This window comes from Rhizobium sp. ERR 1071 (genome assembly GCF_007828675.1).
GTDB lineage: Bacteria > Pseudomonadota > Alphaproteobacteria > Rhizobiales > Rhizobiaceae > Rhizobium > Rhizobium dioscoreae.
Genome location: NZ_VITM01000021.1, coordinates 38,831 through 62,927 on the forward strand (window position 1 = coordinate 38,831; position 24,097 = coordinate 62,927).

The window sequence follows — 24,097 nt, forward strand, 5'->3', positions numbered from 1 at the left end:
AATCAAGGACCTAAAGCACAGGAAGCGAATCTGAAGATCGCGACGTGCTTTAGTGCCAGAAGAGCGTTGCGGTCCCGCCCTCGTAGAAGATGAGGATGCCGAGAGCGATCAGGACGAACGGCACGATCCTGTGGCCGTGGCGACGGATCGGTGCACCCAAGGTCGGATGATTGACGAGCGAGTGCGCGGCACCAAGCCAGATGGCCGTCAGCACCGCGAACATGCAGCCGATGGCGAGGATCTCATAGGCGGAACGCGTTGCGAAGATCGGCGTATAGATGCTGATATTGTCGCCGCCATTGGCGATCGTCACCAGCGCGACCGCCACAATGTTTCCATGTCCCGCCGAAGCTTTCGCATGATCTTCCGGATCTTCGCCGGTCTCGATGCCGTTCCAGAGTTCCCATAGTCGCCTGAGGCCAAAATAGATCGGCGCAAGGCCGAGCACGCCGATATAGGCAGCCGGAATGACGAGAACCAGAAACGAGGCGAGGGCGCTGAAGCCATAGAGCGCGCCGATGCCGAGATATTGGCCAATGACGATCTGTCTCAGGCGGAATTTCCGGTCGGCGAAAAAGCCGAGAAGGACGAATATGTCATCTATGTTCGTCGATGCGAACATGACGATGGCAACGCCGAAAACGCCTAGCACGTAACCCAAGATCGCCGGTCTCCCTATCCGATCCCGGATACAGCATTGCGTAGCGAAAGTCGCGTGGCTGCGTTCGGCGCCAAGCGAGCGGTCGTTACTTGAAGGCTTCGCCTGGGTAAGCGCCCCAGATCTCGGATTGCGCCACCCATCCCTCGGTGCCGTCGGCGGTGACGAGGCACCAATCGCCCGTGCATTCCTTGACGCTCATCATCACGCCGGGCTGAAGCTTGGCAATGACCGCGGCGGATGGCTGGGATTCGCGGCGCATGTTGACGAAGACGGCCTTGCCCTTGCCCTTCATCCAGGGAGCGGCGATGGCCGAGCGCTGGCCCGACAGCAGAGATTGGTTGACCCAGCCTTCGGTGCCGTCGGCATCGCGCACGCGCCGCCAGTTATCATATTCTTGGATGATTTCGACCGGCAGGCCCTGCTTAAGGTATAACCACGACACTGCGTAATCCGCGCTCGGGCCGATGCGCAGATTGACCCGCTTCGATTTCAGTGTGACGAAGCGCGGCAGCGGCAGGCCGCTCGGCCCCTTGGCGGCCTGGGCCGCGGCAAGATCGGCCGACACAGCGGCCATCATCAGGCCGATTGCGAAAATGGCGCAGGACTTCAAGACGTTGCCACGCATGGGATTTCCGTTCGTTCGTCATGACAAAGGCGCGCCATTCCGGCGACCTTTCGCTCCGGTGAGCGGCAAATCCTCGGATCGCGTCAGCGAGTTTTGTTTGTCTTCGCCTGCGGGTCTGGTAGAAATGCCCGGAACGGGAAAATTATCCTGCTTCTTGGTTAAGAACATCTGAACAAGGCATCGCCGCTCGCCATGACGACGAAGAAAAAACCGAAGGTCTATGTCACGCGCAAACTGCCTGACGCGGTGGAGACGCGCATGCGCGAGCTCTTCGATGCCGAACTCAACATCGATGATCGCCCGCGCACGAAGGACGAATTAATTGAGGCCGTCCGCTCTGTCGATGTGCTGGTGCCGACAGTCACCGACCGCGTCGATGCCGAGATCATCGAAGAAGCCGGCCCGCAGATGAAGCTGATCGCCAGCTTCTCCAACGGTACGGACCACATCGATGTCGAGGCTGCAGCGCGCCGCGGCATCACTGTGACAAATACGCCCAATGTGCTGACCGAAGACACTGCCGACATGACCATGGCGCTCATCCTCGCCGTGCCGCGGCGACTGGCGGAAGGTGCGCGCGTGCTGACCGACAGCCCCGGTGAATGGGCCGGATGGTCGCCCACTTGGATGCTCGGCCGCCGCATTCATGGCAAGCGCATCGGCATTGTCGGCATGGGGCGGATCGGCACGGCTGTTGCCCGCCGCGCCAAGGCATTCGGCCTGTCGATCCATTATCACAACCGCAAGCGGGTCAATCCGGCAACCGAGGACGAACTGGAGGCGACCTATTGGGACAGCCTCGACCAGATGCTCGCCCGCGTCGATATTGTTTCGGTCAATTGCCCATCGACGCCGGCTACCTATCACCTCATCTCGGCCCGCCGCCTGGCGCTGCTGCAGCCGACGAGCTATATCGTCAACACGGCGCGCGGCGACGTCATCGACGAGACGGCGCTGATCAAGATCCTGCGCGAGGGCAAGATTGCCGGCGCCGGCCTTGACGTGTTCGAGAACGAACCCGCCGTCAATCCGAAGCTGGTGAAGCTCGCCAACGAAGGCAAGGTGGTGATCCTGCCGCATATGAGCTCGGCCACACTCGAGGGCCGCATCGACATGGGCGACAAGGTCATCATCAACATTCGCACCTTCATCGACGGCCATCGCCCGCCCAATCGCGTTCTGCCGTTTCGGTGACTGAAGCATGCTGATTCGCCCGCCGAAACGCGGCTGAATACCCGGCTGCAAATTTGATCTCACTTCCCTCTCGCCGGTCATGTGCATGTCACAAAGCCGGCCCAGAGGTGACCACAAACATAAATCAGGAAGGGCGGAAATCATGGCGCGGGCGCTGCCGCATGAGCGGGTGCAATATGTGGTCGAGGGCGGCTTCAAGCTGTCGGGAGAGATCGAACCGAGCGGCAACAAGAATGCTGCATTGCCGATCATCGCCGCATCGCTTCTGACCGATCAACGTGTCGAGCTCAGCAATGTGCCGCGTATCCGCGATGTCGAGGCGCTGGTGGAGCTGATCCAGTCGGTCGGTGCAAAAGTGCGTTGGCTGGGAAAGAACGAGCTCGAAATCGAAGCGCGGGAGCTTCGTCCTGCCAATCTCGATCCCGATCTTTGCGCCCGCATCCGTGCCTCCATCCTGCTTGCCGGTCCGATGCTCGCGCGCTGCGGCGAGATCACCTTGCCGCCGCCCGGCGGCGACGTCATCGGCCGCCGGCGCGTCGATACGCATTTCCTGGCGTTGGAACAGCTCGGCGCCAAGATCGAGGTCAACAGCGTCTACAGCTTCCGCACCGAGGGCTTACGCGGCGCCGATGTCTTCCTCGACGAGCCCTCCGTAACGGCGACCGAAAACGCCCTTTGCGCGGCTGTCTTCGCTGAGGGGACGACCATCCTGCGCAATTGCGCCTCCGAGCCGCATGTTCAGGATTTGGCACGATTCCTGATTGCCATGGGCGCCCGAATAGAGGGCGTCGGCACCAATATGATGACCATCCATGGCGGCCAGCGACTGAGCGGCGCGTCGCATCGCATCGGCCCCGATCACAATGAAGTCGGCTCGCTGATCGGCCTTGCCGCCGTCACCGGTTCGGAAATCACCATTCGCCGCGCAGGCGTCGAGCATCTGCGCTCCACGCTGATGACCTTCGAGCGCCTCGGCATCCGCTGCCAGATCGACGGTGACGATCTCATCATCCGCTCCGGTCAGGAAATGAAGATCCAGCCCGATTTCGGCGGTCACATTCCGAAGATCGAGGATCAGCCCTGGCCGGCCTTTCCCGCTGATACCATGTCGATCGCCATCGTCACCGCCACGCAATGCGATGGTGTCGTGCTGATGTTCGAGAAAATGTTTGAAAGCCGCATGTTCTTCGTCGACAAGCTGATCGCCATGGGCGCCCGTATCGTGCTGTGCGACCCGCATCGCGCCATCGTTGCCGGCCCCTCCAAGCTGCGCGCCGCCCAGCTCGAAAGCCCTGATATTCGTGCCGGCATGGCGATGCTGATCGCGGCCATGTGCGCCGAGGGCACGAGCGTCATCAACAATGCCCAGCAGATCGAGCGCGGTTACGAGCGCATCGAGGAGCGGCTGAACGCCCTGGGTGCCCGCATCACCCGCATCCCGCCGCGCGAGGCGTGACGGCTCCATCCACCGGCTGAGGGTGCGCTAGGCAATCGCCTTGCGCATCTCGATCGATGTCGTCCGATCGAAGCCGGCGTGGCGATTTTCGGCCGTCTTCCGAAAGCCCCATGCGGCGAAGGTGGCGTGATTGTCGGTGAGCTCGATCCGTGTTTCCAGCCGCAACGCCTTGAGGCCAAGCTCTCGTGCCGTTGTCTCGGCCACGCCCAGCAATCGCTTGCCGATACCTTTACCCTGTGCTGCCGGCAGCACGGCGAGCTTGCCGACATAGAGGCTTTGCGCCTCCGGCCGGCAGAAAATGCAACCGACCAATTGCTCGCCATCGAGTGCCACATAAGCGATCTCGCTAAGCGCCTTCGCTTTCAGAGTTTCGAATGTCAGCGCGTGCGCGGAGGAGGGCGGATCGATGCGGTCGTTCATGTAAGCGAAGGATGCCAGGATGAGAGCCAGCAACGCATCCCAGCGATCGAAGCCGTTATCGAGGCGACGAAGTGCGATTTCGCTCATTCGGCGGCGACCCGGGCACGTTTGCGACGATAGCGCACGGTTTCGAAGCGCGAGGAAAGCCCATCATAGAGCAGCAGGCGGCCGATCAGCGGCTCGCCGATGCCTGTGATGAGCTTGATCGCTTCCATCGCCATGAGCGTGCCGATGACGCCGGTCAAGGCGCCGATGATGCCCGCCTCGGCGCAGCTCGGGATTAGACCTTCCGGCGGCGGTGCTGGGAAGAGATCGCGATAGCTCGGATTGGGGTTGCCATCGGCGTCGCTTTCATAAGGCTTCAATGTGGTCACGGAACCATCGAATCGGCCGACTGCACCTGTCACCAGCGGCAGATGCGCCGCCTCTGTCGCGTCGGCAGCCGCATAGCGTGTATCGAAATTGTCGGAACCGTCGATGACGAAATCGAAGCCGGCGAGGTGCCGCGCGGCCGTATCGAGGCTGAACCGCTCCTCGAAGCGGATGACGCGTACATGCGGGTTCAGCCGCGCGATCGCGTCGGTCGCGCTCTGCGTCTTCATCTCGCCGATCGTGCCCGTGTCGTGAATCACCTGCCGCTGCAGATTGGACAGCGAAACGCGATCGTCATCGGCAATCCCAAGCGTGCCGACACCGGCGGCAGCAAGATATTGCAACACCGGCGCACCAAGGCCACCGGCACCGATGACAAGCACGCGCGCCGCCTTCAATTTTTGCTGGCCAGTGCCACCGACCTCCGGCAGGAGGATATGGCGGTGATAGCGGGCGATTTCGTCTGAGCTCAAAGGATCCATGGGCGCAAGTCTAGCACAATCGAGGGCGAGGAGGCGCTAGGATTTCGTAATGCCGCCATGCGCCACGGTAAAGAATTGCGCGCGCTCGCCAAGGGCCGAGAACATGGATTTGTCCGTGCCGGTCATGAAGGCCTGGCCGCCGAGCCCGTCGATGAGATCGAAAAGCGCAGCACGCCGTCCCTCATCAAGATGGGCGGCGATCTCGTCGAGCAGCAGGATCGGCGCATAGCCTGTGAGATTGCCAACCAAACGCGCATGGGCAAGGATGAGGCCGACGAGCAGCGCCTTCTGCTCACCCGTGGAGCACCGCTCCGCTTCCATATTCTTCTCGCGATGCCTCACCATAAGATCGGCCCGATGCGGCCCATCCAGTGTGCGACCGGCGGCCGCATCGCGGTAACGTCCCTCGCGCAGCATATCGGCATAGGTATCTTCGAGATCGACGGCCGGCCGGTCGAACTGTCCGTCGAGGAAGCCGGAAAGCTCAAGCGCCGCGGATGGAAATGGTGTCGTCTCGCGCGTCTCGGCAATCAGCCGTGAGAGAAGGCCGAGCATTTCCTGCCGCGCGATCGCCATGGCGATGCCGAGGCTCGCCATCTGCTCCTCGATGCCGCCGAGCCAGGATGGATCGAACCGGCTTTCGGATAAAAGCTTGTTGCGGCTGCGCATGGCGCGCTCGAAATCGCTGGCGCGGCGGCCATGAGCGGGGTCAAGCGACAGGACTAGCCGGTCAAGGAAACGGCGGCGTTCCGAGGAGCCGCCGGTAAACAGGCCGTCCATGGCCGGCGTCAGCCAGAGAACGCGCAGATGATCGGTCAGCTCGTCGACCGTCTTGGCTGGAGTGCCGTTGATTCGCAGCCGACGGGCGGCTGATTCGTCGGTCGTATCGATGCCGGTGCCGATTTCGACGCTGCCATCCATGCCCTCGATCTCCGCGAAGATGGAAAAGCCGCCTGGCGCATCGACCCGGGTGACATCGGTATAGGCGGCGCGACGCAGGCCGCGGCCAGGCGATAGCAGAGAGACCGCTTCCATGAGATTGGTCTTGCCGGCGCCGTTGTTGCCGGTCAGCACCACGTGCCGCTCGTCAAGCGTCAGCGCCGCCGCCGCATAGTTGCGGAAGTCGGTCAGCTTGAGGCGCGAGATGGAAACCTTGTTCGGCATCTGTCTTTAAGATTCGCAATCGATGGCCGAGGGGTATGCCGAACCCCGCGCAAGTGCAAGGTTTTTGCCGATGGTTCGAAATGTAAGCGCCGTCACGGGCCACCCTCGTCCTTCGACAAGCTCAGGATGAGGGTGGAGTGAGGCCCGCAGGCTGAGGGAAGCTGTGGGCAAAGCGGGGGGAGGAGCCCTCATGGTGAGCAGGCCTGAAGGGCCGTCTCGAACCACGAGGGCGGGTGATTGATCCGCTATTCGGCATCCTTGTCTTTTGAAGAGATCTGCTTGAATTCCCGCCGATATTGGCATTAGCGCACGGCACTACCTATATCGCCATGCTCGGAGAAGTTTTGTGTGAAGAGGGCATCAATTGGAATTTGCAAAGGCATTGCTTGCGCATACCCACGTTGGTTGGACACGTGTGAAGGCTGGCGAATCAGGCGATCTCGTCTATCGGCGCGAAGATGGCCTCGCTTATGCGAAAATCGCTTCGGCTGAGCGCTCCATCGATCTTGCCGGCGAGCGCGATAGGCTGCTTTGGCTGCAGGACAAGGGAATCGCCGTCCCAGGAATTATCGATTGGCGTGAGATGGAGGAGGGTGCGTGCCTGATCATGACGGCAATTCCCGGCGTACCGGCAGCCGAGCTGGATGGAGATGCGCTGCTGAAGGCCTGGCCATCGATGGCGCGGCAGCTGAAATCTCTTCATGAGCTGCCGATTGATCGATGCCCCTTCGATCGCAGCCTGTCGCTGATGTTCGCAAAGGCAGCGGATGTGGTTTCGCGAGATGCTGTAAACCCAGATTTCCTGCCGCCGGAGGATCACAAGAGGTCGGCCCGCGAACTGCTGGATCGCATTGAGCGCGATCTGCCGGTTCGGCTCGATCAGGAAGCCATCGACAAGGTCCTCTGCCATGGCGATGCCTGCATGCCCAATTTCATGGTTGATCCGCATAGCCTGCAATGTACCGGGCTGATCGATCTAGGCCGTGTCGGCAAGGCCGATCGCTATGTCGATCTCTCGCTGATGATTGCCAATGCCGAGGAGAGCTGGATGACGCCCGAACAAGGAGAACGAGCCTTTTCGATCCTGTTCGAAACCCTGGAAATCGCAGAGCCGGACCGCGAACGTCTCGCCTTCTATCTCCGGCTCGATCCGCTGACATGGGGCTGATTCGCGCGAGAGCGGCGATTCGTTCATCCAAATAAAAAATCCGGCCGAGTCATCGGCCGGATTCATGTGAAACATTTTGATTCGCGGCTCAGTCGCTGAACGTGTCGAAGAAATCCTTCATGCGGGCGAAGAAGCCTGTCGATTCGGGATTGTTGTCCTTCGAGGAGATTTGCTCGAATTCCTGCAGCAGTTCCCGCTGCCGTTTGGTCAGCTTCTGCGGCGTCTCGATCTGGATCTGGATATAGAGATCGCCGACCTGGCTGGAGCGCAGCACCGGCATGCCCTTGCCCTTCAGTCGGAACTGCTTGCCGACCTGCGTCCCCTCGGGAACGGTGACGCGCGATTTGGTGCCGTCGAGCGTTGCGACATCGAAGGTGCCGCCAAGTGCCGCCGTCGTCATCGATATAGGCACCGCACAATAAAGATCGGCGCCATCGCGCTGGAAGAACTCATGCGGCTTGACGGAGAGGAAGATGTAGAGATCGCCCGCCGGTCCACCGCGCAGACCAGCCTCGCCTTCGCCCTGCAGGCGAATGCGCGTACCATCTTCGATGCCGGAGGGAATGTTGACGGAGAGCGAGCGCTCCTCGGTCACGCGGCCCTGGCCGTGGCACTTGGTGCAGGGATCGGGGATGATCTGGCCGCGGCCATGGCAGGTCGGACAGGTGCGCTCGACCGAAAAGAATCCCTGGGCAGCGCGCACGCGGCCGGAACCCTGGCAGGTGCCGCATGTCTTCGGCTGCGTGCCGGGCTTGGCGCCCGAGCCGGAACAGACGTCGCAGGTGATCGAGGTCGGAACCCGGATCTGCGCCGTCTTGCCGCTGAAGGCCTCCTCCAGCGAGATTTCCATATTGTAGCGAAGATCGGCGCCGCGCTCGCGGCCGCCGGAAGAACGCCCGCGCGAGCGGCCGCCACCCATCATCTCGCCGAAAATGTCCTCGAAAATATCGGAGAAACCGCCGCCGCCGAAACCGGCTCCGAAGCCGCCACCGCCGCCCATGCCGCCATGCTCGAAAGCGGCGTGGCCATAGCGGTCATAGGCTGCGCGCTTCTGCGGGTCCTTGAGCGTTTCGTAGGCTTCGTTGATTTCCTTGAACTTCCGCTCGGCATTGCTGTCGCCCGGATTCTTGTCCGGATGATATTGCATTGCCAGCTTGCGAAAGGCGCTCTTCAGCTCTTTCTCGTCCGCCGTCTTGGAGACGCCCAACGTCTCGTAAAAATCCGCTTTTGCCATATTAAGGATTAGAACCCCGGAAATGGATTTCCGGCTGCCAAAAGGCAGCCGGATCTAAGTTTCCTCAAACCTTTCGGTTCGCGCTTATGCAGACCGCTTGCGGTCGTCTTCGTCCTTGATTTCCTCGTAATCGGCATCGACGACATCGTCCTTGCCGCCTGCTGCCGAGGCATCACCGGAACCGGCTTCCGCCTGCTGGGCCTCATAGATCGCCTGGCCGAGCTTCATGGAAACCTCCATGAGCGTCTGGGTCTTGGCCTTGATGTCTTCGGCATCCGGCTCGGAAGCTTCGGTCGCCGTCTTCAGCGCTGCGATCGCGTCGGAGATCGCGGTGCGATCGGCTTCGCTGACCTTGTCGCCGTAATCCTTCAGCGACTTCTCGCTGGAGTGGATCAGGCTTTCGGCCTGGTTCTTGGCTTCAACGCCTTCGCGACGCTTCTTGTCTTCAGCGGCATGGGCTTCCGCATCCTTGACCATCTTCTCGATGTCGGCATCGGAGAGACCGCCGGAAGCCTGGATGCGGATCTGCTGTTCCTTGCCGGTGCCCTTGTCCTTGGCCGAAACCTGAACAATGCCGTTGGCGTCGATATCGAAGGTGACTTCGATCTGCGGAACACCACGCGGTGCCGGCGGCAGGCCGACGAGGTCGAACTGGCCGAGCAGCTTGTTGTCGGCAGCCATTTCACGCTCGCCCTGCGAAACGCGGATGGTCACGGCCGACTGGTTGTCGTCGGCGGTCGAGAAGGTCTGCGACTTCTTCGTCGGGATCGTCGTGTTGCGTTCGATCAGACGGGTGAAGACGCCGCCCAGCGTTTCGATGCCGAGAGACAGCGGGGTCACGTCGAGGAGCAGAACGTCCTTGACGTCGCCCTGCAGAACGCCGGCCTGGATGGCTGCGCCGAGTGCGACGACTTCATCCGGGTTGACGCCCTTATGCGGCTCCTTGCCGAACAGCTGCTTGACGACTTCCTGTACCTTCGGCATGCGGCTCATGCCGCCGACGAGAACGACTTCGTCGATTTCAGCAGCGGTAACGCCGGCATCCTTCAGCGCTGCCTTGCACGGAGCGATGGTGCGCTGGACGAGATCGTCGACCAGGCTTTCCAGCTTGGCGCGAGTCAGCTTCAGCGTCAGGTGCTTCGGGCCGGTGGCGTCTGCCGTGATGAAGGGCAGGTTGATTTCGGTCTGCTGCGAAGACGACAGCTCGATCTTGGCCTTTTCGGCAGCTTCCTTCAGACGCTGCAGGGCAAGCTTGTCGCCCTTGAGGTCGATGCCGTTGTCCTTCTTGAATTCGGCAACGAGGTATTCGACGAGACGCATGTCGAAGTCTTCACCGCCGAGGAAGGTGTCGCCGTTGGTCGACTTCACTTCGAAGACGCCATCGCCGATTTCGAGGATGGAAATATCGAAGGTGCCGCCGCCAAGGTCGTAAACGGCGATGGTCTTGCCGTCCTTCTTGTCGAGGCCATAAGCGAGTGCTGCAGCCGTCGGCTCGTTGATGATACGCAGAACTTCGAGACCAGCGATCTTGCCGGCATCCTTGGTTGCCTGGCGCTGAGCGTCGTTGAAGTATGCGGGAACGGTGATAACGGCCTTGTCGACCTTTTCGCCGAGGTAGGATTCGGCGGTTTCCTTCATCTTCTGAAGGATCATTGCGGAAATCTGAGCGGGCGAATAGCCCTTGCCGTTGGCTTCGACCCAGGCGTCACCATTGTCGCCCCGAACGATGTTGAAGGGAACAAGGTGCTTGTCCTTCTCGACGGTCGGATCTTCGTAGCGGCGGCCGATGAGGCGCTTGACAGCGAAGAGGGTATTTGTGGGGTTGGTGACAGCCTGGCGCTTGGCAGGCTGGCCGACGAGACGTTCACCATCGTCGGTGAAGGCAACCATGGAGGGGGTGGTCCGGGCGCCTTCGGCATTTTCGATCACTTTTGCGTCCTTACCGTCCATGACGGCGACGCAGGAATTTGTCGTTCCAAGGTCGATACCAATTACTTTTGCCATGTCATTCTCTCCTTGAAGCAAGCTATCGGAACCCCTGTCAGGCATTCCATTGACAGCCCCTTACGGGATGGTCTTGAGGATTGCGCAGCCATGACTGCGGTGATGCCGCGTATATAAGTAGCGGTTTTACTGACTGCAAGGCAGGAAATCGCCTGAAATCCAGCAAAACAAATGGTTTGTCGCCCAAATTCCACGTGGTCCCGTATGCGCCGGGGATCAGCGGATTTGACACGACCGCGTATCAGAGCAGCCTTGCCGCGGCCATGCAAGCGTCTGCTGCATGATTCCTTAAATCGGGATCGATTTAGGGAAAAAATTATACAGCAGATATGAAGGGCTGCGGCGGCCTTTGCGCGCGATATATGACGCGCGGCGCTGTAAGCGCAAAATTGCAATTTTATCGGCCGAGGATGACGTCGAGCAGCGACGAGCGGTGCGACCGTGTGGTGGCGACCGGAGCGCCGCTTTCGCCAACATCGGCGGGCGGTATATCGCTATCATAGGGGTTGGAGCTGTAGGGATTGGTGTCGTCGGCAAGATTTGCCGGCGGCAAATCTTGCGGATCGTCGTTGGCGGCGGTCTGGTTGACGATCTGCGGCTGGATCGGCTGCTGCGACGGCCTTTGCTGCAAGGTCGGCTGCTGCACGGGCTGTCCGCCATCGGCGACGCCGGAGATGATGTTGCCGATGGTGGTCGGCTGATCGCCGTTCGGTCCCGTCTGCGCCATCGGCAGGCCGTTGTCGATGATCTGGCCGCCGCCGAAGATCGGCGTCGGCGTGATGCCCTTGTGGGCGGCGACCATGAATTCCTTCCACGCTTTCGCCGGCAGCCCGCCGCCAGTCACCTTGCGCATCGACTTGCCGTCGTCATTGCCGAACCAGACGCCCGTGGTCAGATGGCTGGTGAAGCCGACGAAGAGCGCGTCGCGGAAGGATTGGGTCGTGCCTGACTTGCCGGCCGCCTGCCAGCCGGGAATGCGTGCAGCCTTGCCGGTGCCATTGGCGATGACGCCGGCCATCATGGCGTTCATGTTCGTGACAATATCCGGGTTCAGGACGCGCTCCGGATTGTCTGTATTGGCCTGGTAGAGCACCTTGCCGGAGGCGGTCGTCACCTTGGTGATGACATGCGGAGCCACTTTGTAGCCGCCGTTCATGAAGGTGGCATAGGCGGAGGTGAGCTCCAGCAGTGATACTTCCGAGGTGCCGAGCGCGATCGAGGCATTGGCCTGCAGGTCGGATTCAATGCCGAGCCTGCGGGCAACCTTGATGACCTGATCCGGCCCGACTTCGGCGACGAGCTGCGCGGCAACGGTGTTCAGCGATTTAGCCACCGCAGTTGCCAGCGTCACCGGGCCGCTGTAGCGCTGCTCGTAATTCTCAGGCGCCCAGTTGCCGATCTTGACCGGCATGTCGTTGCGGATCGAATTCGGCGTCAGGCCCATCTCAAGCGCCGCGGTATAGACGAAGGGCTTGAAGGCGGAGCCAGGCTGGCGCTTGGCCGTCACGGCACGGTTGAACTGGCTCTGCGCATAGTCGCGGCCGCCGACCAGCGCACGGATGGCACCCGTCGCATCGACGGAGACGAGCGAGGCCTGCGAGGCGTTGAGCTTCTTGCCTTCCTTTTCGAGCACGTCGCTCAGCGCCTTCTCGGCCTTTTCCTCCAGCGACATGTCGAGCGTCGTGTCGACGATCAGGTCTTCCTTGACGTCGCCGCCGATCAGCTTCGGCAACTGGTCCATGACCATGTCGGCGACGTAATTCTCGGCACCGCTCCAATAGCTCTTCGATCGGGTCGGGGGCTGCGCCATCGCCGTCTTGATGTCGGATTCGCTGATGAAGCCCTGGTCGTGCATCGCCTGCAGAACGAGCTGCGCGCGGGCCTCGGCGGCGGCCGGATCGCGGGCCGGCGACAGTCGCGAGGGGGCCTTGACCAGACCAGCGAGCATGGCGGCTTCGCCGAGATTGACGTCCTTTGCCGATTTGTTGAAGTAGCGCCGCGAGGCAGCCTCGACGCCATAGGCGTTGGAGCCGAAATAAACGCGGTTTAGGTACATCGTCAGGATCTGATCCTTGGTGTACTTGTGCTCCAACCACAGCGCCAGCAGCACTTCCTGCACCTTGCGTTCCAGCGTGCGGTCCGGCGAGAGGAATAGGTTCTTGGCAAGCTGCTGCGTCAGCGTCGAGCCGCCTTGGACGGCGTGCCCGGTTACCACATTGGTCACGACGGCGCGGGCAAGGCCGATCGGGTCGAAGCCGAAATGCGAATAGAAGCGCCGATCCTCGATGGCGATGATGGCTTCCGGGATATAGGGGGACATGTCGCCGAGCGCGACCGCTTCGCCGCCCGTCGTGCCACGATTGGCGATCAGGCTGCCGTCGAGATCGTTGATCTTGACGTTCGGTGGCCGCTCTGGGATCGACCACGTGCTGGCGCTCGGCATGCGCGAGCCATAATAGGCGACGAGACCGGCAAGGCCGATGCCGGCCCAGAGGCAAAGCACGAGGCCCCAGTAGATCGTCGAACGGATGAAGCCGAAGAAGCCGCGCCGCGGCCGCGCACGGCGTGCCGGTTTGCGGCGGCTGCTGGCACGGGTGCGGCGAGGCTTTTCGACCACGGGTTCATCCTCGTCGTCTTCATCCTCATCTTCGTCGGGTTCCGGCTCTTCATAGTATGTTTTGGAAGAAGACGAATATTTCTTGGCCGAGCGCCTGTTGCCGACGATGCGCTCCCCGGCATTGAATCCGTCCTCGATGCGTTCCCGGCCGCTGGAAAAGGATGGTTCTATCCTCTGGCGTGATTTCTTCTTATCTGCCATTGCCGGCCGGTCGTACCTCGGTGCCCTTGTATTCCATGTCTTCTATCAGGCTGATTACGGGAGCGGTAGAAATCTTTAAGCTTGATCCGTCGCCTGGTCGGCGCGCGACCTCGAAAACCCTCATTGGCTTTCAAGGCGGAGCAACCCGCTATTCGTCCACGCACCGCTCGTGAAGACATCAAGTCCCGCCTGAACTGTAAATGCGGCGATTTAAGGAGGGATTAAGAACATTCCGATCCGCTTGCCGCTGCCTTCGCCCGGCGCCTGCCAAGCGTGTGCAGGGAACTTTTCGCCATCCAGAGCATTATCCCCTCACAAAAACGATAGAGGGCGAACCCATGAGTTCATTGCTGAAGATAGAGGAAGTTGAAGAGAGCAAGTTGCGCGAGGTCTGGAGCGTCGAGGATTTCGTCCGGCGTCATCGGATTTGCAAGGAGGAGGAAGCCCGGCTGAAAAAGCTGTTTGGCGACTTCGCAACAAAGCAAGAATTGCTCTCAAACGCGCAAAGGCCGCCCCAATTCCGTTGATGGGTCGCTGAAAGGATTTGGCAGGCCGGCGCGATGTTTCGTGGGCTGCTGCGACCGAGGGATTCGCAGCGGAGGAGGCTATGCCGATGTGGAAACGTTTCGAATTGTGGCTGGTCGACCAGATCGACCGGATGTTCGGCCTCGAACGGCTTGCACGCCGCGCCGGTTTTTCGCCGGATGAGGCAAGGCGGATCGCACGTGAAAAATAGATCGCCCGTGCGGCTTCCGTTATCCGCAACCATGTCCGTTCTCCTAAAATCTCAGGACAGCGCCTCGCTTGCCTTCATGCGGAGCGAGGCTACGATCCGGATGCGTCGATACTTCGCGCGGCGCCTGCAATCTTCCATATTTTCGAATGGGCTGATCAAGGTTATAGTATTGACATGTGGCCGTCTTGCAGGGCGGTTCCAAGCAATTGGTAGCGCGTGAGGAGGAGTGTTCATGCGACACATCAAATGGAGCAATCCAATCGAGATCGGTTTTGCTCAGGGTACGTTCCAGGTCGTGACAGGCCCGTCCGAGGCCCTCAATTGCATGGCCAATCTCTGGCCTGACCGGCGCGGTCCACTCTACGTGGCGGCAAGAAGCCTTTGCCGGGCTGCCATCGACGGCCGCAAGTCCGCCGAAGAGGCACGGGAAATGTTCATCTCGGCGACGCGGGAAGCGCATCTCAAGATGCATTGAAGCATGCCGCTATCATCGCGAATCAACCGCCCAAATCTTGCGAACCGCCGGAAGCGCGGCAGAAGTCGAGAGTTTGAGCGCGTCTCCTCCACGAAAGCATCTCTTGAATGCAGCTCCCGTACGATGGTGAGCGCGTTCTCCTCGGAGGCGATGCAATCTCACCAAAAGGCCGGCGACTTTCAAAGTCGCCGGCCTTTTGGTTTTTCAGGCGGTCGCAGGTCTGGCCGTCAGCGGTTCGAGCCTCTCACGGACATCCGGCAATTGGGCTCCGATGCGGGGCATGGATCCCTGTGGTCAGGGCTATAAGGCCCCGGCTCGCCTGCATTCGGCCGCGGATTGGCCTGCTGCGGCGGCTGCTGCGGCTGTGGTTGCGGTTGAGCCTGCTGCGGTTCCGGACGCGGGCGGTTGTCCGGACGATTATTGTCAGGGCGATTGTTGTCGCGCTGGCGATCCGGCCGGTTACCCCAATCCTGGTTGTTGTCCGGGCGCTGTCTGCCCCAGTCGCGATTGCCGTCGCGTTGCCTGTCCCAGTCGCGATCACGGTCGGGCCGGCGATCCCAGTTGCGGTCCGGTCTGTCATTCCAGTCCGATCCGCGATCCCAATCGCGATTGCGATCCGGGCGACGGTCCCAATTGCGGTTCGGCCCGCTATCCCAGCCTGGAGGATTGCGGTCCCAGCCGCTGTCGGGGCGGCGATCGACCCAGCCCGGGCCGCGCCGCCAGCGGTCGCGGTCACGATAGAAGTCGCGACCGCGATAATAGCGACCCCAGTAGTCGTCGAAGTTGAAGACCACCGTCGGGATGCCAAGCGGGCGGTAATATTGCGGACCGACATAGATGCGGCGTGACTGATAGGTTGCCTGGATATAACGACCCGCAACCCATCCGCGGCCGCCATAGAAGGAAACATCGCACCATGGCGTATCGTTAAGGCAGCCATTGATCTGAAGCGGCACACCGACGGGGATCATCGTCACTGCCGGATAGGCGGTACTCGGACCGGACCGCATGTTGACGTTCGCGGTGGCAAAGCCTTCTGCCGCTTCCGCGATGGCTGGCAGCGCCACGAGCGCCGCCAGAATGCCCGCCGCAAGAATCTTGAATCTCATAGATTACTCTCCCTTTGCGCACCCATACCGCGAAATCGCCGGCTGGTGCCTGTTCCGCTGTCGTGCGCCTACCCCGGCGCTCTTCGGTAAGACTTTCCAATTTCGGCAAGACAAAGGCCTGGTGCTGCACGGAATCTGACAGGATTCCATGGTGCCTCTTCAATCTTTACATGTATTGTAGTAGTAATTGCATGAATGCAGCTTGAACGGCATCAGCTCGAAACTGAAAAGCTGCGAGTCTTTTTGACAAGGTTCACTTTGCCTTCCTCGGCGTTACCGATGTGGCAGCGTCGGCTGCCTCAAGAGTTTTTTCGAAGAATCTAAAAAGCGGCCTTGAAATTGACACCTTGGACGCCGATATACGAACCAGTCATGCAGCCGATGGGCGCTGGCGCGCTGGAAAGCGAGCCGTTTGGTCCGTCGATATCATGGAAGCAGCGTTAACTCTTCGTTGACCTTTCATGATCAATCTGGCTGCAGTTCCGCCCTTGCCTTTGACCACGGATGTACTGGCACTGATGCGAAGGCGGATGGCGAAAGGCCGGATCATTCCGGCCTTTTTTGTTTTTGGTGATGGCGTGTTCGCGGAAGCGTAGCACGCCATTTTCATTTTCGCCATTTCCTTGCGCTCAAAAGAAAACCGCCACAGATTCCCGCGGCGGTTCTCGGTTTAAGCGATAAGACCAGGCGTAGCCCGGTCAATGTGCTTAGTTCGTCTTCTTGGCCGCAACCTTAATGGCCTCGGCTTTGGCTCTGGTCGGCCCTGCGGCAATGGTCGCCTTGCCGGCCGGCACATAGCCTGCGCCGATCGCGACGTTCAGCGAGATGTAGTCGAGGGCGCTCTGCTGAATGGCTTGCGCCAGGCTCTGCTGGGCTGCGGTCACGTTGCGCTGTGCGTCGAGAACGTCGAGCAGCGAGGATGCACCGTCCTTATAGCTTGCCGTCGAGAGCTGCAGGGCTTCCTGATAGGACTTGACCTGAGCCTGCAGCGCGGCGACCGTCTGTGCGTCACGCGCAACTGCGGATAGCGCGTTTTCAACCTGTTCAACAGCTTCTCGCACCGTCTGCTGCCAGGCGAGATAGTTCTCACGGCTTGTCGATTCAGCGCTCTTGACACCAGCGCGCAGGGCGCCGCCATCGAAGATCGGCAGGTTCAGCGACGGGCCGAAGGACCAGGTGGTCAGACCACCGCTCGCCGATGAGGTATGGATGTAGGTCGGCGAAATCGAGCCGCTAAGCGTGATCGACGGGAAGAGCTTGGCTTCGGCAACGCCAATCTGGGCCGTCGAAGCTGCGAGGGTGCGCTCTGCCACGCGAATATCCGGACGATTACGGATCAGGTCTGCCGGAACGCCGCTGCGGACGCTGCCGCGGAACACCGGCTGTCTGCCGCTACCCTGCATCTGCGCGATGATCGTCGATGAAGGAACGTTGAGCAGCGTTGCAATATGATGCACCTGCTGGCGATAGCTGATTTCATAACCAGGCACCAGAGCCAGCGTCTGATTGACGAGGCCTTCCGCCTGAACCACATCAAGACGTGATGCCGCACCGGCTTCGAGCTGGAACTTGGTCAGCGAAAGAGTATCGCGCCGCGATTTCAGGTTTTCCTGCGCGATCGAGATGAGCCTCTGATAATACCGGGCATTGACGTAGCTGTTGGCGAGATCCTGCAGATAGGTCAGGCGCTGGACGTCGACGGTCGAGTAGGCGGCGTCGAGCGAGGCGTTGGCGCTTTCCGTTGCACGGCGATACTGACCCCACAGGTCGAGCAGCCAGGAAGCCGAAGCAGTGCCCGTCGTCGTGTTCCGTCGTCCAGCTGAGCTTGATACTCTCGAGCCACCCTTCTGGCCGCTGGTCGTGTTGTCGCCGGAGACGGTAAGGCTCGGGAGGCCGCCTGCACCTGCCGTGACGACGGCAGCTTCTGCCTGGTTGATACGTTCCAGTGCCTGCTGGATGGTAAGGTTCTGGGCAAGTCCCTGTGCGGCGAAGGCATTCAGCTTGGAATCGCCGAAAGCAGTCCACCATTGCGAGCCGGCGATATCGCCGTTCGCCTTCGTACCGCCCTCCGAGAATTTGGCCGGGAGAGGCATTTCCGGTGGCTTATGGTCTGGGCCGCTGACGCAGCCTGCCAAAACAAGCAGCAGGGCGGGGGCGGCAGTACGAATGGAAACCATCACATTGTCCCACAATTCAATTTACTGATCAGTTTTTTTCGGGATCGACGTGACCCCATATGCTGGCGCTCCAGTCTTACGCAACACAAACAATGACCCGAAGCGGTCGGCGTCAATCTAGCAATGAGTTTTGCAATAGCACAGTGGCTTTTACGAATTCTCGGCTGCGAACATATGTGGGATCGGCCGAAATATCAGCGTGCCGTTAAAAAAAATCTAAGGTGTTGCAAAAAACATACCCTTTTGCCCACCACTCAAGGCTGCAGCGTAGCCAAAAATAGGCGCACGCCGCAACTCAAGGGAGTTGCTTCGCAGAATCGCTCCAGTTAAAAGTCCGTTCGGACTGTCCTTACGGGAAGTAGCGGGCGAGGCTTGCGCGAACCCGGTCAAGCGGTGTCGCGCCGCGATCGTCAGGCACGAAAGACATGCCCGTGATTGCTTGATAGGCGCGGATATAGACTTTGGACGTCTGTTCGATGAGGTCGCTCGGAATCTCCGGAATCTCGTCCTTGTAAGGATCGCAGCGCTCGGTGACCCAGGCGCGGACGAAATCCTTGTCGAAGCTTTCCGGGCGCGCGCCCTTTTCGAATCTGTCATCATAGCTGTCGGCCAGCCAGTAGCGGCTGCTGTCGGGCGTATGGATCTCGTCGGCAAGGATGATGGTGCCGTTTTCGTCGGTTCCGAATTCATATTTGGTATCGACGAGGATCAGCCCGCGCTTGCGGGCGATGTCCTGCCCGCGTGCGAACAGGGCAAAAGCATAATGTGTCAGCGTCTGCCATTGCTCTTTTGTCAGAAGCCCGTGCTCGATAATCTGGGTCGGCGTCAGCGGCTCATCGTGGCCGCCGTCGAATTCCTTGCTCGTCGGCGTGATGATCGGCTCGGGCAGGATCTGGTTGTCGCGCATGCCATCCGGGAGCGTGATGCCATACATCTCGCGCTGACCCTTTTTATAGAGCGTCAGAACCGATGTGCCCGTGGTGCCGGCGAGATAGCCGCGAACGACGACCTCGACGGGCAGGATATTCAGCCGCTTTCCGACGACGACGTTCGGGTCCGGATAGTCGATGACATGGTTCGGGCAGATATCGCGTGTCTGTTCGAACCAGTAGCGCGCCGTCTGTGTCAGCACCTGACCCTTGTAGGGGATACAGGTAAGGATGCGGTCGAAGGCGCTCAACCGATCGGTGCTGATAATAATACGGCTGCCATCGGGCAGATCATAATTCTCGCGCACCTTGCCGCGATAGTAGTTGGGCAATTCGGGGAAATGGGCTTCGGAGAGAATTCGCAACGCGTCCACCAACAGGTTCGTGCATCCGCACGGCGGATGCTTCTTGAGCGGACCCTTAGCGCATTGCAGCCGGAATCGGAACGGTTTTCACATATAATAATACGGAAACGGCTCCATTCGTCGGGTCGCCGGCGCGAAAAGTGTCAGCCCGGCCGGCGCCAGCAACCGTTTTCACCCTGCTCGAGGATCGGTGTCGAAAACACGCCGACGATCCTCTCGCTCCATCGCTTCCCGTTCAGATCGACACGATCCCGCCAGCGATCGGATTGCAGCATGGCCGCGCCGATCACGGCAGGCTCGATATTGCAGGACGCCAGGAGAGCAAGTCCGGAAACGATCGACGCGCCGCTGGAGATGACGTCGTCAATGAGTGCCACGCGTTTGCCTTGCAGCAATGGCAACATGCGCGGATCTATATAAAGACGCTTTTCCTGGTTCGGCGTGGTGATGGAGGAAAGCGTGACCGACAGTTCGTCGCGATACCAGAACTTGCGCGATGTCCCGAGCGGCACGTAACGCGCATGGCCAAGTGCTCGGGCAACTGCTGCTGCCAGCGTCAGGCCGAGGGTCGGCAAGCCGGCGACGACATCGATATCATAAGCTGCTATCCGCTCCGCAAGCGCCTCCGCCAGAGCTTCCAGCACGGTGAAGCTTGCCTGGTTGACGATCAGCGATGCCAGCGCGTGTTCGCCATCGGCAAGCACCCGGATCGGCAGACGCAGCTGACGCCCGTCCGGCAATTCGGCGACATGAAAATCCGTGCGCTCCGCCATGGGATCGAACGTGTCAGGCGCATGCAGCTCCTGCCAGAAGTCATGGGGTTGCATGGCAGCCTGCCTCTATCTGTTGATCTTCATTCCTGCGCGCCGGTGCAACCCGAGGATCTCTGCCTCGGTCAGGGCTCTAGCGGCCCCCTTCGGCAGATCGCCGAGCGCGATATCGCCGAAGGCGACGCGCACCAGCCGCAGGCATTCGATGCCCAGCGCCTCGAGCATGCGCCGTATCTGACGGTTGCGACCCTCCTTCAGCTCCACCTCGATCCAGCCATTGCGATCGCCGCTGCGCAGGAGGCGGGCGGAACTGGCGGTCAGCAGTTCGCCATCGTCGATGATGCCGCGTTCCATGCGCGAAAGCTGCTCGTGATCCATGATCCGGTCGACCTGCACATGATAGGTCTTGCCGACATGGCTGACCGGATCGAGCAGGGCCTGCGCCAGCACCGTATCATTGGTAAAGAGCAGCAACCCCTCGCTCGCCTTGTCCAGTCGCCCGATCGGAGCGAGGTGGCGGGCATCGATCTCCTTCAGGCAATCATAGACCGTCGGCCGCCCTTCAGGGTCATCGCGGGTGGTCACCAGCCCGCGCGGCTTGTTCAGCATGAAATAGAGTTTTTTCTCTGCAGCGATTTCAGTGCCGTCGACCGCGAATTTCGAATGTTCGAGATCGACCCAGATGGCGGGATCTGACACTTTGCGCCCGTCCACGCTCACGCGGCCGGCCGCGATCAGCGCCTCTGCCTGGGTGCGGGAGCAATAGCCGAGCTTGGAAAGCGCCCGCGGCAAGGTCACGCGCTTGCCCTCTGGCTCCGGCCTGCCTTTCGCCGCCCTGCCGAATCTCTGCGGTGATTGCCGTTGGCTCACCCGTCTTGCCTCATGTGCTTGTTGCCGTGGCCCGGCATGGAGCCGGTGGAGCACAATCCTTTCGCATGGCAGCGAACCGGACGCAAATCGCATTGTCGAGGCAGGATCGGAAAGGCCGGTCTGAAAGGCAGACAGGGCTCGCATTTCATGGATGCGAGCCCTGTCGCGGACCGGAGCGGGCGATGGGGTCGGGTAGACGGCAACGTGGCTGCCGCCATTCGCTCCGGAGGGATCGCGGTTGCAGAGAAACTGCACTGCTTCTTTTGCTGGGATTTTTCAAAAGAAGGGAAATTTGTTACAGTTTGTAACGGCGGCCGTTTCCCTGTTGCCAAGACCGCCTCTCGCCCCGCATGGAAGAGCCATGGTTTCCGCATCGCTGCTTCTGGTCGAGGACGACCGCGAGATTCGGGCGCTCCTGGAAGAGTTCCTGAGCCGTGAGGGTTTTTCCGTGCAGGCGGCCGACAGCGCCGCTGCCATGGATCGCCTTTTGTCCAAGGGCTTTCCTGATCTGATTATCCTCGATCTGATGCTGCCCGGCGAAGACGGCCTGTCGGCATGCCGTCGTATCCGCGCCCGCAGCAAGGTACCGATCCTCATGCTGACGGCAAAAACGGAAGACATAGACCGCATCCTCGGCCTCGAAATGGGGGCCGACGATTATCTCGGCAAGCCTTTCAATCCGCGCGAGCTCCTGGCGCGCATCCGCGCCATCCTCCGCCGTTCCGGCCCGGAGCGGCCGGAAGATATCAGCCGTCCGTCGAGGAGAAAGAGCTTTGCGGGGCTGACGGTCGACCTTGATGGCCGGGTGATCGAGATGGACGGTGAGCGCGTCGTGCATCTGACGACGGCCGAATTCGATCTGCTCGTCTGCTTCCTCGAAAGGCCGCGCCGTGTGCTGTCGCGTGAGCAACTGCTCGATTGGACGCGCGGCCGCGGTGCCGATCCTTTCGATCGCACCATCGATGTCACGGTCTCCCGCTTGCGCACCAAGCTCGGCCATTGCCTGCCCGATGGCGCCCATATCATCACCACCGTGCGCAACGCCGGCTATCTCCTCACAATGGACGTGAAAGATGTCTGAGCCATGCTGAAACTCGGTCTCGTCGCCCGCATCATCATGATCGTCGCCGTGGCATTGTTCATCATCCAGCTTGCGGCTTTCGTTGCCGCGCAGCTCAAGCCGGATACGCCGTTCAATCCGGAGCTGTCGCCGGCCATGCAGGTCAAGACGGCGGTCCGTCTTCTCGATGCCGTTCCGCCTGAGGCGCAGCCGATCGCCGTGCGGGCGCTGCATGCCAATGGTTTGGCGATACGGCTCGCCGATGCGCCGGCAGCCGGTGAGAAGAGCGAGACTTCGGATCTGACGCTCACCGGCAAGCTGGCGCGTGAATTCGCCAACATCGCCTTCGGCAACCGCTACTTCAACATGCGCTCGCTGTCGGAAAGACCGCAGGGCTGGTTCTCGGTTGGTGCGCCGGACCGGATCATGGAAGTGTCGATCGGCGTCGCCGGCGGCAAGATTGCGGTCTTCAATCTTCCCGAGACCCCGACCGTGCGATTGCGCGGAATTCCCATCGGCCTTATCTCGGGCATTCTCGGCATGCTGGTCGCGGTCATCGCCATTGCCGCGGTGGCGCGCGAAACCCGGCCGTTGACGCGCCTGTCGCGAACCGTCAATTCGATAGGCAACGGATTGCAGCCGGTTCATATTCCCGAAAGGGGTGCCTGCGAGCTGCGCATGCTGATCAAGGCGATCAACGCCATGCAGCTGCGCATCGCCGCCCTGGTCAGTAATCGTACCCTGATCCTCGGAGCGATCTCGCATGATCTGAGGACCTATCTCACCCGCTTCCGCCTGCGCATGGAAATGATGCCCGACACGCCGCATCGAGAGCGGGCGATCGCGGATGTCGAGGCCATGCAGCGGCTGGTGGAGGATGCGCTCGGCTTTGCCCGCAGCACCGTCGTTTCGGATGGCAAGACCATCGTCGATCTCGATGCGGCCATTCGAGGTCACCTTGAGGAGCGGCAGGACGGGCAGGGCCTCGTGGGTTTTGCGCCGATCGGGCAGCCGATCGGTGTGACGATGACCGAGACCGCTCTGGTACGGGTACTCGACAATCTTATCGACAATGCGCTGCGCTATGGTGGCCGGGCCGATATTGTCGCCAAGCGTCGTGGCGATCACGCCGCCATCGTTGTCGGCGATCGCGGACCGGGCATCCCGGAAGAGCGACGCAAAGGGGTCCTCGAACCCTTCGTGCGGCTGGAGGAATCGCGCAATCGCGATCTCGGTGGCAGCGGGCTCGGCTTGGCGATCGTCCGCCAGATTCTCGATGCGCATGGCGGCACACTCTGTCTGGAAGACCGCGAAGGAGGCGGCCTGAATGCCGTCGTCCTGCTGCCGCTGGCGGTAATGGAAAGAAGAGCGGCCTGAAGACAGGCGTCACTTAAGTGTCGATCGCGCCGGGCACGATCGACGCGTTATGCAAGGCGGCCTGCTCAATGGCAGGTCAGGAAGCTCTGCAGCTCTTGCCGGCTCAAGACAATGCCAGCCGCCGCCTTCTGCGGATCAGGATGCGTATAGGTGAAGCTCGGCAGGTCGGGCAGATCCAATGCCTGGCGCATGCTCATAATACCGAGCGCACGGCGGCCATTGGCGCTGTCGAAGCTGACTTCGATAATGCTTTCCGGTCTTGTAGTATGCATTGTTTCCTCCCTTCCCCTTTATATCTGGCCTCAACCATAGCAGAAACCTTAGGGAAAATCTTGGTTTTTCTGAGGCTTGCGGTCGAGGGATTTGCCCAGAAACCCGATCTGTCGTTCGGTTGCTTGAAAGGACGGGCTTTAATTGATGCGTAGGGCGCATAATAGGAGAACGTCTTCAGATTCTGACGCCTGCGCAAAATTTGACCTTCCGGACAAGATTTTTGCAGCTTTTGAGGTAAAAACCATCTGTTTTCCGTCCAGCCCCACAAATCCCCTTTTTAATTCAATCACTTACAAAAATGTCAGAATTTTTACAGTTGGAGTGTTGACTATATCGGGTTGGGGGGTCTATAAGCCCG

General features: G+C 60.6%; 22 protein-coding genes. 8 read left to right on the forward strand and 14 right to left on the reverse strand.

Annotated elements, in window-relative coordinates:
• Positions 1-49 precede the first annotated feature (49 nt).
• Together FBZ99_RS32310 and FBZ99_RS32315 are read right to left on the reverse strand one after the other, a co-directional pair.
• Positions 50-652: a cadmium resistance transporter gene (locus FBZ99_RS32310; protein ID WP_246661254.1), complete on the reverse strand. Its 603-nt coding sequence runs from the start codon at positions 650-652 to the stop codon at positions 50-52.
• 94 nt (positions 653-746) lie between these two features.
• On the reverse strand, positions 747-1,286 hold the full coding sequence (locus FBZ99_RS32315) for an SH3 domain-containing protein (RefSeq protein ID WP_113330920.1): 540 nt from the start codon (positions 1,284-1,286) through the stop codon (positions 747-749).
• A 192-nt stretch (positions 1,287-1,478) separates the two neighbouring features.
• On the opposite strand from FBZ99_RS32315, the gene FBZ99_RS32320 reads away from it, so the two are divergent.
• Together FBZ99_RS32320 and murA are read left to right on the forward strand one after the other, a co-directional pair.
• A complete protein-coding gene (locus tag FBZ99_RS32320) occupies positions 1,479-2,480 on the forward strand; it encodes a 2-hydroxyacid dehydrogenase (protein WP_113354123.1) in 1,002 nt (333 codons plus the stop codon).
• A gap of 142 nt (positions 2,481-2,622) precedes the next feature.
• A complete protein-coding gene (gene murA, locus FBZ99_RS32325; RefSeq protein WP_113354122.1) occupies positions 2,623-3,936 on the forward strand; it encodes a UDP-N-acetylglucosamine 1-carboxyvinyltransferase in 1,314 nt (437 codons plus the stop codon).
• Positions 3,937-3,963: 27 nt separating this feature from the next.
• On the opposite strand, the gene FBZ99_RS32330 is transcribed toward murA, so the two are convergent.
• Genes FBZ99_RS32330 through recF form a run of 3 tightly spaced genes read right to left on the reverse strand, consistent with a single transcriptional unit; the run spans position 3,964 to position 6,374 of the window.
• Positions 3,964-4,443 (reverse strand): GNAT family N-acetyltransferase, encoded by a 480-nt coding sequence (locus FBZ99_RS32330; RefSeq protein WP_113354121.1) that lies wholly within the window; start codon positions 4,441-4,443, stop codon positions 3,964-3,966.
• The gene (locus FBZ99_RS32335) at positions 4,440-5,210 is read right to left on the reverse strand and encodes a molybdopterin-synthase adenylyltransferase MoeB (RefSeq protein ID WP_113420962.1); all 771 of its coding nucleotides are present in this window, start codon (positions 5,208-5,210) and stop codon (positions 4,440-4,442) included. Before FBZ99_RS32335 ends, FBZ99_RS32330 begins: the two co-directional genes overlap by 4 nt.
• Positions 5,211-5,246: 36 nt before the next feature.
• Positions 5,247-6,374, reverse strand: coding sequence for a DNA replication/repair protein RecF (recF, locus tag FBZ99_RS32340; RefSeq protein ID WP_113420963.1), 1,128 nt, complete (start codon positions 6,372-6,374; stop codon positions 5,247-5,249).
• Between the two features lie 364 nt (positions 6,375-6,738).
• Here recF and FBZ99_RS32345 point away from each other — a divergent pair, with 364 nt between their 5' ends.
• Complete coding sequence (locus FBZ99_RS32345; RefSeq protein ID WP_113420964.1) at positions 6,739-7,542, forward strand: APH(3'') family aminoglycoside O-phosphotransferase; 804 nt, start codon at positions 6,739-6,741, stop codon at positions 7,540-7,542.
• An 88-nt stretch (positions 7,543-7,630) separates the two neighbouring features.
• Here FBZ99_RS32345 and dnaJ read toward each other — a convergent pair whose 3' ends face one another.
• The 3 genes from dnaJ to FBZ99_RS32360 form a co-directional block, all read right to left on the reverse strand.
• A complete protein-coding gene (dnaJ, locus tag FBZ99_RS32350; RefSeq protein ID WP_113354117.1) occupies positions 7,631-8,776 on the reverse strand; it encodes a molecular chaperone DnaJ in 1,146 nt (381 codons plus the stop codon).
• A gap of 84 nt (positions 8,777-8,860) precedes the next feature.
• Positions 8,861-10,780 carry a molecular chaperone DnaK gene (gene dnaK, locus FBZ99_RS32355; RefSeq protein ID WP_113354116.1) on the reverse strand — a complete coding sequence of 640 codons (1,920 nt, stop codon included), beginning with the start codon at positions 10,778-10,780 and terminating at the stop codon, positions 8,861-8,863.
• A 397-nt stretch (positions 10,781-11,177) separates the two neighbouring features.
• Entirely contained in the window at positions 11,178-13,598 is a 2,421-nt protein-coding gene (locus FBZ99_RS32360) for a transglycosylase domain-containing protein (RefSeq protein WP_113501697.1), read from the reverse strand.
• A gap of 338 nt (positions 13,599-13,936) precedes the next feature.
• On the opposite strand from FBZ99_RS32360, the gene FBZ99_RS32365 reads away from it, so the two are divergent.
• The 3 genes from FBZ99_RS32365 (at position 13,937) to FBZ99_RS32370 (ending at position 14,809) form a co-directional block, all read left to right on the forward strand.
• The gene (locus FBZ99_RS32365; protein WP_069615327.1) at positions 13,937-14,125 is read left to right on the forward strand and encodes a hypothetical protein; all 189 of its coding nucleotides are present in this window, start codon (positions 13,937-13,939) and stop codon (positions 14,123-14,125) included.
• 86 nt (positions 14,126-14,211) lie between these two features.
• Complete coding sequence (locus tag FBZ99_RS33830; protein ID WP_281408420.1) at positions 14,212-14,334, forward strand: hypothetical protein; 123 nt, start codon at positions 14,212-14,214, stop codon at positions 14,332-14,334.
• A 232-nt stretch (positions 14,335-14,566) separates the two neighbouring features.
• Positions 14,567-14,809 (forward strand): DUF982 domain-containing protein, encoded by a 243-nt coding sequence (locus tag FBZ99_RS32370; protein ID WP_095433530.1) that lies wholly within the window; start codon positions 14,567-14,569, stop codon positions 14,807-14,809.
• 227 nt (positions 14,810-15,036) lie between these two features.
• Here FBZ99_RS32370 and FBZ99_RS32375 read toward each other — a convergent pair whose 3' ends face one another.
• From FBZ99_RS32375 to FBZ99_RS32395, 5 genes are all read right to left on the reverse strand, one after another.
• Positions 15,037-15,918: an SH3 domain-containing protein gene (locus FBZ99_RS32375; protein ID WP_145637229.1), complete on the reverse strand. Its 882-nt coding sequence runs from the start codon at positions 15,916-15,918 to the stop codon at positions 15,037-15,039.
• A 707-nt stretch (positions 15,919-16,625) separates the two neighbouring features.
• Positions 16,626-18,095 carry an efflux transporter outer membrane subunit gene (locus tag FBZ99_RS32380; RefSeq protein WP_113354112.1) on the reverse strand — a complete coding sequence of 490 codons (1,470 nt, stop codon included), beginning with the start codon at positions 18,093-18,095 and terminating at the stop codon, positions 16,626-16,628.
• 349 nt (positions 18,096-18,444) lie between these two features.
• Positions 18,445-19,389, reverse strand: a complete 945-nt coding sequence (locus tag FBZ99_RS32385; protein WP_113354180.1) for a phosphoribosylaminoimidazolesuccinocarboxamide synthase — start codon at positions 19,387-19,389, stop codon at positions 18,445-18,447.
• A gap of 143 nt (positions 19,390-19,532) precedes the next feature.
• Complete coding sequence (locus tag FBZ99_RS32390; RefSeq protein WP_113354111.1) at positions 19,533-20,216, reverse strand: phosphoribosyltransferase; 684 nt, start codon at positions 20,214-20,216, stop codon at positions 19,533-19,535.
• 12 nt (positions 20,217-20,228) lie between these two features.
• On the reverse strand, positions 20,229-21,029 hold the full coding sequence (locus tag FBZ99_RS32395; RefSeq protein WP_145637232.1) for a pseudouridine synthase: 801 nt from the start codon (positions 21,027-21,029) through the stop codon (positions 20,229-20,231).
• Between the two features lie 361 nt (positions 21,030-21,390).
• On the opposite strand from FBZ99_RS32395, the gene FBZ99_RS32400 reads away from it, so the two are divergent.
• Together FBZ99_RS32400 and FBZ99_RS32405 are read left to right on the forward strand one after the other, a co-directional pair.
• Positions 21,391-22,110 carry a response regulator gene (locus FBZ99_RS32400; protein ID WP_092720253.1) on the forward strand — a complete coding sequence of 240 codons (720 nt, stop codon included), beginning with the start codon at positions 21,391-21,393 and terminating at the stop codon, positions 22,108-22,110.
• 3 nt (positions 22,111-22,113) lie between these two features.
• A complete protein-coding gene (locus tag FBZ99_RS32405; RefSeq protein WP_113420967.1) occupies positions 22,114-23,466 on the forward strand; it encodes an ATP-binding protein in 1,353 nt (450 codons plus the stop codon).
• Positions 23,467-23,531: 65 nt separating this feature from the next.
• Here the strand turns inward: FBZ99_RS32405 and FBZ99_RS32410 are convergent, their stop codons facing one another.
• Positions 23,532-23,738, reverse strand: a complete 207-nt coding sequence (locus FBZ99_RS32410) for a hypothetical protein (RefSeq protein ID WP_092720247.1) — start codon at positions 23,736-23,738, stop codon at positions 23,532-23,534.
• Between the last annotated feature and the right edge of the window lie 359 nt (positions 23,739-24,097).